The sequence below is a fragment of the Chryseobacterium sp. IHB B 17019 genome (assembly GCF_001456155.1).
Taxonomy (GTDB): Bacteria; Bacteroidota; Bacteroidia; order Flavobacteriales; family Weeksellaceae; genus Chryseobacterium.
Map to the genome: position 1 here is coordinate 2,384,151 of NZ_CP013293.1, position 12,227 is coordinate 2,396,377.

Genomic DNA, 12,227 nt, shown 5'->3' on the forward strand with positions numbered 1-12,227 from the left:
AACATTAATTAAAATTACCTTAAAATGTTTACAAAGTAGAAGCTTCATTTTTGCATAAATATAATTATAGTAAAAATGACTAATAACTACTTGTTAAAAGGGTCGATAATTGCCGCGTTTTTCCTTCAGGGAACGGTTTTCGGGCAGACATCCCTTATCCACTACTGGAATTTTAATAACAATGCTTCTGCAGCAGCGATCACGGCTCCAACCTCAACTTTGATGGGCGGCTCAATGGTTGCAGCCACAAACGGAACGACCGTGGTGGATTTCGCGGGCGGAACAGGACAAAATTTCAACATTGAAAATTTAAATGCAAGAAACGGAGACGCTTCCGGAACACATCTTAGATATAATTTCCCTATTAATGGTAATTTGGAGTTCAATTTACCAACAACCGGCTACAATAATGTTGTTGTAAAATTTACGACAAGAAGATCAGGCTCCGGAGCAGGAACGCAGAGCTGGTCTTATTCTACGGACGGAACTACCTTCCAGCCGTATCAGACGGTTTCTCCACAGGATGGCAATCCACAATTGATTACTTTCGATTTTTCGGCAATTTCAGGCGTTGCCAACAACCCGAATTTTAAATTAAAAGTTGAGTTTTCGGCAGGCTCAGGAGGAACTGTGGGCAACAACCGTTTTGATAATTTTACAGTAGATGCAACACCAGCGGGCGGAGCTGACACTACTCCACCCACTGTAACTTATCTTCCCAACAACACAAATAATGCTTCAACAACTGTAAATCCTACCATCTCATTCAACGAAAATGTAAGATTAACAGACAATTCAACGATCAACGATTCTAATGCACAAAATCTTGTAGATTTCCGTCTTGGAAATGCTTCAGGTACACAAGTTCCCTTCACAACAACTTTCGCTAATAATAAAATCACCGTCATCCCTACTTCCGGTTTAGTTCCGAACCACACCTATTATCTGGCTTTACAACCGAATATGGTGGAAGATGCAAGTGATAATGCCGTAACAGCAACAACTTCAACAACATTTACAACAGCCGGAACTTCAATTTCTTTAGATAAAACTTTCATTAAAGTAAATGAAAATGCAGGAACTTTAGCATTTAAAATTAATGTTAATAATCCTTCCGCTTCATCCGTGAATCTGGTTGTAAAGGCTGCGCCGTTCAGCACAGCGGACAGTAATGATTTTACTTTAAGCAATCAAACTATTAATCTTACTCCATCAATGACGGACTATACGATAAATTTTCCGATTATTGATGATACTACTCAGGAACAGCAAGCGGAATATTTTGTAGTAAGCCTTGAAAACCCTACAGGTGCCACCATTTCAGGCGATAATAATGCAACAGTTTATATTGTTGATAATGATAAGCCGGCTCCGGTTCCTTCCAACCAGATTCAATTAAACTATATTGGAAGCTTTGATCCTTCCGGGACCAATAACAGTTCTACGGAAATTGTAGTTCATGATGCTGCCTCGCAAAGATTATTTACGATCAGTTCTATTACGGATGTTTTTGATATTATTAATTTTAGTAATCCAAACGCTCCGACTGTTGTGAGCACCATCAACATGGCTCCATACGGCGGAATCACAAGTATCGCTGTAAAAAACGGAATCATCGCAGCAGCTTCTCCAAATACAAATCCTCAATTAAATGGTTCTGTGGTTTTCTTTGATATTAACGGAACCTTTTTAAAGCAAGTTACAGTGGGCGCTTTGCCGGATATGATCACTTTCTCTCCGGACGGAACAAAAGTAATGACAGCCAACGAAGGTGAATCCAACGATGCTTTCACGGTAGATCCGGAAGGTACGGTAAGTATCATCGATATTTCAGGAGGGGTGAATAATCTTACTCAAAGTAACGTTACAACGCTTAATTTCAACGCTTTTGATTCTCAGGTTGCAGCTTTAGCAGCGACAGGTTTAAGAAAAATAAGAACCAACAATACGCTTTCCCAGGATTTGGAGCCTGAATATGTGACGATAAGCTCAGACAGCCAAAAAGCATGGGTTACGCTTCAGGAAAATAATGCCATTGCAGAAATTGATTTAAATACAAAAACCATTACTGAAATTTGGGGATTAGGCAAAAAAGATATGAGTCTTCCCGGAAACGGTTTCGATGCTTCCGATAACAATGGAGAAGTTTTAATCGCCAACTGGCCGGTAAAAGCGTATTACATGCCGGACGGAATTCAAAACTTCAAAATTGGCGGTACCAATTATATCGTAACAGCCAATGAAGGGGATGAAAAAGACCTTTCAGGCTTCAGTGAAAGAACAACGGTTGGAGCAAATACGTATGCTTTAGATGCTACACTTTTCCCGCAGTCATCCATTTTAAAAGCTTCTTACAACTTAGGAAGGTTTAGGATTTCGAATGCAACAGGAAATACGGACGGTGATGCTGAATTTGAAGAAATTGCAGCATTGGGAGCGCGTTCGTTCTCGATCTTTAATGCTGATACAAAACAGATCGTCTATGACAGCGGTGACAGGTTTGAAAGATATATTGCAGCTTCCCATCCATTAATTTTCAATGCTGATAATGAAGCAAACGGAGCCAAAAGCAGAAGCCGCGCCAAAGGCCCGGAACCGGAAGGTGTAGCTTTAGGAAATATCGGCGGACAAACCTATGCTTTCATTACATTAGAAAGAACGGGAGGTGTAATGGCATACAACATAACAGACCCTAACAATCCTACTTTCGCGGATTACAAACATTCCCGTATGACTTCGGCTTTCGGTGGTGATAACGGCCCGGAAGGAATCATCTATATCGCTCCTGAAAATACAACAACAGGAAAAGGATATGTAGTAATTGCCAACGAAATCAGCGGAACGTTATCCATGTACGAAATTGCCAATACAACATTAGCAACCGGCGAAGTAAAACCCGAAAAAGCTACCTTCAACATATTCCCGAATCCGGTGAACAAAGGAAATACACTGTATTTCAACAGAGCGCAGGGTTATGAATTGTACGATATGTCCGGAAAGTTGATCGAAAAAGAGAAAAATGCTTTAACAATAGATACTTCAAGACTTTCTACAGGAGTTTATTTTATGAAAACTTCGGAAGGACTTGTGAAAAGGGTTATTGTGAAGTAAAATTTATTTAGTTGATTGCAAAAAGCTCCGGATTTTCGGGGCTTTTTTGTTGGCGGAAATTTTATTAGTTTTAAATATTAATAAATAACCAATGTTTGCATTTTCATTTGACACAGAAGAAGAAACTCAAATCATCACTCATATTGATGATGTAAAAAACCTTGAAAGTAATAGATCAAATATTGGATATCGGGAATTACGTTTAATTAATGTACATGAGGTTCAAAAACTTATATCCGAAATTGAGAAAGCCACTAAAACCTATAATCAAAACGGTTTCATTCACTTCCTTGATGAAAATAGATCAACTATCACTAAAACTTTTATAAATGAAGTCAGGATCATTAAGTCAAAAAATAATAATGTTACGCTAAGTGGATATGTATGGCATAAACCCAAGGGTTTTCAGAAAGCTTGTAAAATGATGTTTAATAATGAAATTTCAGAAAAAAACATTTGGAAGTATTTCAGAAAAGACGAATTACAAGGATGGCTTGTTGCTGCTTTAAATTTTTCAAAAACAGCTTTTGATAAAGAGAATATCATAATTCAAATTGATGGGGATGACTTTCATAATTTAGATGAATTTTATTGTTCAATCGGTGAAGAAATTCATGGCCCTGGAGGATATTTTGGGAGACAAATATATGCCTTGCACGACTGTTTACGTGGGGATTTTGGAGTAAAATCAATATCAGAAATTAGATGGTATAATCATCAAAGAAGCAAAAAACTCTTAAAGAAAAATTTTGACAGAATTATTGAAATTTTTAAAGAACATAAAGTAAGTGTCATCCTAAAATAAAAACAAACCCGGCGAAAAATTCACCGGGTTTCATATATCAATGCATATCATCATAAATCCTCACAAGATCCACTACATTTTTCACCTGCAGTTTTTCGAAGATCTTTTTTTTGTAAGTGCTTATGGTAGACATTTTTAGGTTTAAAATATTGGATATTTCTATGTTTCCGTTGCCTTCGGCCAAAAGCTTAAAAATCTGAAATTCCCTTTTGGAAAGCCTTTCTACAGAATGAGATCCAGTGGAATGTGTTACCAGCTTTTTCATCATATTCACAGTGTAAAAATACCCTTCTTCCAATATGGCCGATACGCTTGCCAGAATCTCAAATTCCGAAGCACCTTTGTTGAGGTATCCTGCGGCTCCCTCCTCGATATATTGAATTCCCACATTTTCATCGTATGTGGAAAAGATGAGAATCTTAAGAAGTTTTTGCTTCCTTTTAAGTTCTTTTACCATTGCTTTGAAAATACTTTCCGGGATATCGATATCAATGATAAGCAGATCATAAAGCTTTTTGGAAACCTTTTCTTTCGTTTCAAAATAAGTTTCGGCAAAATCTATATTGCAGTGATATTGAAGTTTTGATTCCAGTAGCAAAGCTGTACCTGTTCTCACGACATAATGCCCGTCAGCAATGAGTATATTTTTCATAGAGTTAGTTTGATAATAGTTTTCCATAATATTATAGAAACAACCGTCTTATTTACACTTTGCAATACAAGTAATAGACCATATTTTGTAAAATAGATTTTTCTTTAAGGATTCAGCTATACAATTTTTCTAACTCTGAATTTTCAGAATCTGGAATCTTGAATTTTTCACGCAAACTGCCTTAAAAAATATTTAGTCCTTAAGTGTTAGAATAAATTATATTACAAGCACACATCCCTATATCGCATTGTAAATAATTGTTACAAAAATAATACATATAATATTCACATAGATGTAGAATTATTACTATAAAAAAATTCACAATTTTTTAAAGATTTCTTAAAAAACAAAAAAAGACAGATCAAAAGACCTGTCTCAAAAATATATATTTTAATTTTTTTTACTCTACGCTTATTACTTTTTCGATTTCCGGGGCGTGTTGCTTAATGGTATTTTCAACGCCAAGCTTTAGGGTTGAAAAATTCAATGAACATCCGGAACAGTTTCCTAAAAGTTTTACATAAACCAAGTTGTCCTTCACATCGATAAGCTCAATATCACCACCGTCCTTGTTCAAAAAAGGCCTGATACTTTCCAGAGCTTCCATTACCTTCGTTACTGTTTCTTCGTGTTTTATATTTGTTTCCATATTTTTTTCGTTCAATTCGGTTTTTCACATGTTGAAAAATCATTATTTTGCTTTCGGAGAGCATCCCGCCATTGTGGTGATCTTTACAGCTTCAGTCGGAGGAAGGTTTTTGTTCCTTTCCACCAGGCTTTCTACCATATTACGGGCAGTTTCTGTATAAATTTCTGCAATTTTGGAACCTTCCTGCAAAGCAGCCGGCCTACCGACATCTCCAGCTTCCCTGATACTTTGGATCAACGGAATTTCTCCTAAAACAGGAATTCCAAGATCTTCCGCCAAATATTGTGCTCCCTGTTTTCCAAAGATATAATATTTATTGTCAGGCAATTCTTCCGGTGAAAAATACGCCATATTTTCGATTAATCCAAGAACAGGAATGTTAATACTTTCCATCTGGAACATCGCGATACCCTTTCTTACGTCTGCCAAAGCTACGTGTTGAGGGGTACTTACGATTACTGCACCTGTTACAGGAACTTCCTGAATGATAGACAAATGGATATCACCGGTTCCCGGAGGAAGGTCTATCAATAAAAAGTCCAATTCTCCCCATGCTGCATCTCTGATCATTTGGTTTAATGCCTTTGAAGCCATCGGGCCTCTCCAGACAACTGCCTGATTAGAACCTGAAAAATAACCAATTGAAAGCATTTTAACACCATAATTCTCAATGGGTTTCATTAAGTTTTTCCCACCAACTTCTACAGAAATAGGTTTTTGACCTTCCGTATCGAACATGGTAGGAACGGACGGACCATAAATATCGGCATCTAATAAACCAACTTTAAAACCCATTTTCGCTAAAGTAACCGCCATATTTGCAGCAACGGTAGACTTCCCAACACCTCCTTTTCCGGAAGCGATGGCAATAATATTTTGAATTCCGGGAATTTGTTTTCCTTTGATCTGACTCTGCTGAATTTCAGTCGGTTCCGGAGAAACGATCTTTAATTTTAAATGAACTTCCTCTCCGAACTCACTTGCAAAAGCCTGCTTCATGGCAGCCTCCAGTTTCTTCTTTTCGTGCATTGCCGGAGAATGGGCAGTCATATCAATATATACGTCATTGCCCATGATCTGAAGGTTATTTACCAAATCATCAACTTCTATCTCTTTAAGGAAATCCTGTACCTTTTCTTTCGTCAACATAAACTAAATAAATTGTTTACAAATTTACGCAATTTTTACCTATTTAGAATAAGTAAACTCAATGATAGATATTTTCTTTTGTGAAAACAAAATTTGTAGTACTTTAGGGGAATTTTAATTTTTTAGATGATGAAAAAAATATTAGTCGTTCTTTTAGGAATTGTTGCTCATAATTTGTTTTCTCAAAATTATTCGCAATATGTAAATCCTTTTATTGGAACCGGTGGGCACGGGCATACATTTCCGGGTGCTATTGTTCCTTTTGGGATGGTACAGCTTTCACCTGATACAAGAGTAGACGGAAGCTGGGATGGTTGCAGCGGGTATCATTACTCGGATTCTGTGATCTACGGATTTTCACACACACACCTCAACGGAACCGGCGTTTCGGATTACGGGGATATTATGCTGATGCCAACAATGGGGAATCCGACCCTGGATAACAAAGACTATTCTTCAAAATTTTCGCATAAAAACGAAAAAGCTTCGGCTGGGTTTTATTCTGTTAAACTAGATAAAAACAACATTGATGTTCGTTTAACAACAACAAAAAGAGTTGGTTACCACGAATATACTTTCAACAAGGCAGGAGACGCAAATATTATTTTAGATTTAAATCACAGAGATAAGTTGTTGGAAGGTGAAGTTAGAATAATTGATGATAAAACGATCGAAGTTTTCAGAAGAAGCGAGGCTTGGGCAACCAATCAATACATTTATGCCAGAATTGAGTTTTCAAAACCATTAAAAATTTCAAAAAAACTGGTTAACGGAAAAGATGAAAAAAATCTTTTCACAGGAACAAAATTGGCGTTGGCATTTTCAACGAATGTCAAAAAAGGAGAAAAGATCAGTATAAAAGTGGCCATTTCGCCGACAGGTTATGAAGGGGCGGCAAAAAATATGTTAGCTGAAGGAAAGTCTAATGATTTTAATGCTATTCAAAAACAAGCTGTTGCAGATTGGGATAAAGAATTATCAAAAATTGAAGTTAAATCTTCCGATAAAGATAAGCTGACAGTTTTCTACACGGCAATGTATCATGTTTTCACACAACCGAACATCAATATGGATGTTGACGGAAAATACAGAGGCCGCGACAACAAGTTTTACATGGCAAAGGACTTCGGTTATTACTCCGTTTTTTCGCTTTGGGATACTTTCAGGGGAGCGCATCCTTTGATGACTTTGATCGACAGAAAAAGAACGGCAGATTTCATTAATACCTTCATTAAACAATATGAACAGGGTGGAAAACTTCCGGTTTGGGAACTGGCTTCCAACGAAACGGAATGTATGATCGGTTACCACTCGGTTTCTGTGATTGCAGATGCGATGGCAAAAGGAATTACAGGTTTTGATTATGAAAAAGCATTCCAGGCTTCTAAAAATTCTGCAATGCTGGATATTTTTGGGTTAAATGCTTATAAACACAATAATTATATCAGCATTGATGATGAACATGAAAGTGTTTCAAAAACAGTAGAATACGCTTACGACGACTGGTGTATCGCTCAAATGGCTAAAATTTTAGGCAAAAAAGAAGATTACCAATATTTCATGAAACGTTCTCAAAACTGGAAAAATTTGTATAATCCGAAAAACGGTTTTATGCAGCCTAGAAAGAACGGAAACTGGTATGAACCATTTGAGCCAAGGGAAGTTAACAACAATTATACGGAAGGAAACTCGTGGCATTACTCCTACTCTGTTCAGCAGGATATTCCGGGATTAATTGCAGCTCATGGAGGAAAGGAAAAATTTGAGCAGTTTATTGATGCTATTTTCGCTGCACCGGACAAAACTACAGGTAGAGAGCAGGTGGATATCACAGGTTTGATGGGGCAATATGCTCAGGGAAATGAGCCGAGCCACCACATCGCTTATCTTTATAATTATGTCGGAAAACCTGAAAAAACGGACGCAAAAATCAAATATATTCTAGATAATTATTATAAAAATGCTCCGGACGGACTGATCGGGAATGAAGACTGCGGACAAATGAGTGCGTGGTATATTCTGAGTACCATGGGAATTTATTCCGTTACTCCAGGTTTACCGGAATGGCAGACTACGACACCTTATTTTGATGAAGTAAAGCTTCACCTGGAAGACGGGACAACAAGAACGATTACAAAAAATACGAGCAAAGAAGAACTTAAAAAATTAGGTTTTGAAAACGCAAAATCTTTTAAAGATTATAAATATGATGAATTAACAGCAACGCCAGTCATTGCAGCGGATAGAATTTTTGATTTAAATACGAAAGTTACCATCACTCCATTGCATCCAAATGATAAAATTTATTACATGACTTTGGATGAAGGTGACGCGAATGTAAGAAAGACTTTCATGCCTTATAAAGGTCCGTTCACGATTATAAAAACAACTCAGGTTGCTGCGTATTCGGAGAGAAACGGCGAGAAAAGCTCGATTGTAACTTCGAATTTTAACAGAAGGCCAAATAATTGGGATATTACGGTGAATTCAGTGGTGAATCCTCAATATATGGCAAGCGGAAAATTAGCTTTAATTGACGGAATCAACGGTGATGTCAACTGGAGAAAAGGCGAATGGCTGGGCTATCAGGGACAGGCTTTTGAAGCGATTATCGATATGAAATCTCCTCAGCAGCTTACAAAATTGTCTTCAACTTACCTTCAGGACAGTAAAGCATGGATTTTAATGCCTAAAAAAGTGGAATATTATGCTTCCAACAATGGAAAAGATTATATTCTTCTGAAAACGGTAGATAATACGGTAGATCCAAAGGATGAAACCATTCAGGTGAAAGATTTCGGAACAGAGATTTTACCTACCGAAGCCCGCTATATCAAAGTAAAAGCTTATTATTTTGGGAAACTTCCGGAATGGCATATGGGAGCCGGCGGTGAAGCGTACATTTTTGTAGATGAGATTTCTTTGAAGTAATTTTTAACTTAAATAAAGCAAAACCTCTTTCAATTGAAGGAGGTTTTATTTTGTTCTAAAAATTGGGTGTTTGAGATGCTTCGACTTCGCTTAGCATGACAGCTCTAATACTAATCTTATGTTTTAACAGCTCATTTGTAGCGATGTCATGCTGAGCGAAGTCGAAGCATCTTTAATGTTATCATGAAATTAATTCATTCTCTCCGCCCAATTCAATCCTTCCGGCAATTCCCTATCAGAAAATTCGATATGAATCACTCTTCTTTTCTTTCCGTTCGTTGTCCTGTTGGAGCCATGCAGAAGTAAAGGTTTCATGATCATTATTCCTCCTTTTTCTACATTACAGATTTCTTTGGTCTCCATATTCCAGTCTATGGTTTCGGGTCTGTAAATTCCTTTTGCGTGAGATTTTGGAACAACTTTTAATGCTCCGTTATGTTCATCCGTATCATCGAGATGAATTCTTATAGTGAAGATATTTTCAAGAATATTTAATGGCGGTTGAACGGCAAACTGATTCTGTTTTGTGGTCCAGGGTCCGAAATTTTCTAATTGTAATTTTTTATCAACAGAAATCGTTAAATCCTGATGATAAGCAACATACCAGTTTGATTTTTCCGGTTTATCAAAATAAATACTTTTGACCACGAAATATTTTCCGCCAAAAATTTCTTTGATAATTGCTTTAATTTTATCATTAAAAATCAACTCATTAATTCCCGGAATTTCCTTCAAAAACTGTCTTATCGCAAACAGATCTTCCGACTTTCTGAAAGTTTCTTTTGAAGTATCTATATTTTGAATGTGATCACTTATTTTATCAATATCTTCTTCAGAAAAAATATCCCTGAAAATCGTAAAGCCGTTTTCAAGGATATTATTTTTATGCTTTTCTAAATTCATAATGAATTGAATTGCTTTATTTTAATTTAAAATTTAAAATCTATAATTCAAAATTAATTTAAAGGTCTCCTCCATGATTTTCCAGCTGTCCTTCCCATTTGGAAACCGCTGAAGTTGCCAGTGCATTTCCTAAAACATTCGTCATACTTCTTCCCATATCACAGAAATGGTCGATCGGCAGAATTAATGCAATTCCTTCCGGTGGAATCCCAAACATGGAGCAGGTGGCCACAATAATGACCAAAGAAGCTCTCGGAACGCCGGCAATCCCTTTTGAAGTTAACATCAAAACCAAAAGCATGGTAACCTGCTGCCCCACTGACATTTCAATTCCGTAGATTTGGGCGATAAAAATTGATGCAAACGTCATGTACATCATACTTCCATCCAGATTGAAGGAATATCCCAGCGGTAAAATGAACGACACTACCCTGTTATTACATCCGAATCTTTCCAATTCCTCCACTAATTTCGGGAAAACGGCTTCAGAACTTGTTGTAGAAAAGGCGATTAATAGTGGTTCTTTGATTCGTCTTAATAACTCGAAAAGACGGTTTCCAAGAATAAGATAACCTACCAACAGTAAAACCAACCATAAAATTGCCAATGCAAAGAAGAAATCTCTTAAATAAATAGCATATACTTTAAAAATTTCAAAACCATTCGTAGCAACTACGGCAGCAATTGCTCCCAATACTCCAAACGGCGCAAACCACATGATATAACCTACCATTTTCAGGATGGCATGAGCTACAATATCGAATAATTTGATGACAGGCTGAGCATACTCTTCCCCCATATTTGCCAAAGCAACCCCGAACATAATAGAAAAAACTACAATCTGCAGCACTTCATTCGTTGCAAAAGCTTCAAAAATACTTTTAGGAATTACATGTTTTACAAAATCTTCCATAGAGAAACCTTTGCTGCTTTTTAAGAGTTCCTCTGCAGAAGCTGCGTCCTGAATAGGCAGTTTCGTTACGTGTCCCGGCTCAAGCCAGTTGACCAATACTAAACCAATAAAAAGCGAAATCAAGGAAGCTGAAATAAACCACAACATAGCTTTTGTTCCTACTCTTCCTATCATTTTAATATCACTCATTTTTGCAATACCCACAACCAACGTCGTGAAAACCAACGGAGCAATAATCATCTGTACCAGACGGATGAAGACCGTTCCCAAAAGCTTTATGTTTTTAGAAAAAGGTTCAGCACTTTCAGGATACTTTACATGTACGAATCCACCAATTCCTACTCCCAAGATAAGCGCAACAATAATTGCTATAAATAGTTTATTTTGTCCTTTCATATTGTTAATTCAAGTTTCGCAAATATAATATTTTTACAATTGGTGCAAGATTTCATTTTTTAAGAGGATTAATTTTATGTTAAATTAAAAATATATTAAGATTAACAAGCTGATCCATAAAATATTGCAGTCAATTTTATCAACATTTATTTAATTTTTATCCTTTTGATATAAATTTTATTATTACATTTGATTGTATTAACAACATTATAAAATATACAACTATGAAAAAAACTATCGCAATGGCTGCATTGGCTGTAGCTGTATCTTTCGGGTCGATTTCTTGTAAAAAGAAAGTTTCTGATGCGGACCTGCAAACTCAGGCTACAACTGTAGTGGTGTCTAACCCGAATGCTTCCGTGGAAGTAAAAGAAGGAGTTGCCCACCTTAGCGGAACTTTCGAAAGTCAGGAGTCTAAAGATGCAATGATCAAACAATTAAAAGCTATCAACGGGGTAAAAGACGTTATGGATATGGCTACGGTTGCTCCGGCTACACCAGCTGCTGCGCCGGTTGAAACACAATCTGCCGTAGATCCTGCCGTTCAGCAAAAAGTACAGGATGCAGTGAAAGATTTCCCTTCTGTAAAAGTAGAAGTTGTAAACGGAGAGCTTACGCTTACAGGAACAGTATCTTCTGCGGATGCCAGAAAAATCAAACAATCTGTAGATGCTTTGAAGGTTGGAAAAGTAAATTATAACTACACTGTAAAATAATT

General features: G+C 36.8%; 9 protein-coding genes. 4 read left to right on the forward strand and 5 right to left on the reverse strand.

The genetic code is table 11. The features are described from left to right. The first annotated feature begins 75 nt into the window (after nt 1–75). Nucleotides 76–3,111: a choice-of-anchor I family protein gene (locus tag ATE47_RS11000; protein ID WP_062162018.1), complete on the forward strand. Its 3,036-nt coding sequence runs from the start codon at nt 76–78 to the stop codon at nt 3,109–3,111. A 91-nt stretch (nt 3,112–3,202) separates the two neighbouring features. Further along, the gene (locus ATE47_RS11005) at nt 3,203–3,916 is read left to right on the forward strand and encodes a barstar family protein (protein WP_062162019.1); all 714 of its coding nucleotides are present in this window, start codon (nt 3,203–3,205) and stop codon (nt 3,914–3,916) included. Nucleotides 3,917–3,953: 37 nt separating this feature from the next. Here the strand turns inward: ATE47_RS11005 and ATE47_RS11010 are convergent, their stop codons facing one another. From ATE47_RS11010 to ATE47_RS11020, 3 genes are all read right to left on the reverse strand, one after another. Further along, the gene (locus ATE47_RS11010; protein WP_062163521.1) at nt 3,954–4,568 is read right to left on the reverse strand and encodes a response regulator transcription factor; all 615 of its coding nucleotides are present in this window, start codon (nt 4,566–4,568) and stop codon (nt 3,954–3,956) included. Nucleotides 4,569–4,968: 400 nt separating this feature from the next. Beyond that, nucleotides 4,969–5,217: a NifU family protein gene (locus ATE47_RS11015; protein ID WP_062163522.1), complete on the reverse strand. Its 249-nt coding sequence runs from the start codon at nt 5,215–5,217 to the stop codon at nt 4,969–4,971. A 42-nt stretch (nt 5,218–5,259) separates the two neighbouring features. After that, entirely contained in the window at nt 5,260–6,366 is a 1,107-nt protein-coding gene (locus tag ATE47_RS11020; protein ID WP_062162020.1) for an Mrp/NBP35 family ATP-binding protein, read from the reverse strand. Between the two features lie 126 nt (nt 6,367–6,492). Here ATE47_RS11020 and ATE47_RS11025 point away from each other — a divergent pair, with 126 nt between their 5' ends. Continuing rightward, nucleotides 6,493–9,297, forward strand: a complete 2,805-nt coding sequence (locus tag ATE47_RS11025) for a GH92 family glycosyl hydrolase (protein WP_228376267.1) — start codon at nt 6,493–6,495, stop codon at nt 9,295–9,297. Nucleotides 9,298–9,486: 189 nt separating this feature from the next. Here ATE47_RS11025 and ATE47_RS11030 read toward each other — a convergent pair whose 3' ends face one another. Beyond that, nucleotides 9,487–10,200, reverse strand: a complete 714-nt coding sequence (locus ATE47_RS11030; RefSeq protein WP_062162021.1) for a phytanoyl-CoA dioxygenase family protein — start codon at nt 10,198–10,200, stop codon at nt 9,487–9,489. Between the two features lie 58 nt (nt 10,201–10,258). Beyond that, nucleotides 10,259–11,509, reverse strand: coding sequence for a dicarboxylate/amino acid:cation symporter (locus ATE47_RS11035; RefSeq protein WP_062162022.1), 1,251 nt, complete (start codon nt 11,507–11,509; stop codon nt 10,259–10,261). Nucleotides 11,510–11,733: 224 nt separating this feature from the next. Between ATE47_RS11035 and ATE47_RS11040 the strand changes: the two genes are divergently transcribed. Then, nucleotides 11,734–12,225 carry a BON domain-containing protein gene (locus tag ATE47_RS11040; protein ID WP_062162023.1) on the forward strand — a complete coding sequence of 164 codons (492 nt, stop codon included), beginning with the start codon at nt 11,734–11,736 and terminating at the stop codon, nt 12,223–12,225. Nucleotides 12,226–12,227: the final 2 nt, after the last annotated feature.

Excerpts from the sequence above, each read along its gene's own strand:
- ATE47_RS11025 (WP_228376267.1), top strand. The coding sequence starts at position 6,493 with ATGATGAAAAAAATATTAGTCGTTCTTTTAGGAATTGTTGCTCATAAT.
- ATE47_RS11030 (WP_062162021.1), bottom strand. The coding sequence starts at position 10,200 with ATGAATTTAGAAAAGCATAAAAATAATATCCTTGAAAACGGCTTTACG.
- ATE47_RS11020 (WP_062162020.1), bottom strand. The coding sequence starts at position 6,366 with ATGTTGACGAAAGAAAAGGTACAGGATTTCCTTAAAGAGATAGAAGTT.
- ATE47_RS11040 (WP_062162023.1), top strand. The coding sequence starts at position 11,734 with ATGAAAAAAACTATCGCAATGGCTGCATTGGCTGTAGCTGTATCTTTC.
- ATE47_RS11005 (WP_062162019.1), top strand. The coding sequence starts at position 3,203 with ATGTTTGCATTTTCATTTGACACAGAAGAAGAAACTCAAATCATCACT.
- ATE47_RS11015 (WP_062163522.1), bottom strand. The coding sequence starts at position 5,217 with ATGGAAACAAATATAAAACACGAAGAAACAGTAACGAAGGTAATGGAA.
- ATE47_RS11010 (WP_062163521.1), bottom strand. The coding sequence starts at position 4,568 with ATGAAAAATATACTCATTGCTGACGGGCATTATGTCGTGAGAACAGGT.
- ATE47_RS11000 (WP_062162018.1), top strand. The coding sequence starts at position 76 with ATGACTAATAACTACTTGTTAAAAGGGTCGATAATTGCCGCGTTTTTC.
- ATE47_RS11035 (WP_062162022.1), bottom strand. The coding sequence starts at position 11,509 with ATGAAAGGACAAAATAAACTATTTATAGCAATTATTGTTGCGCTTATC.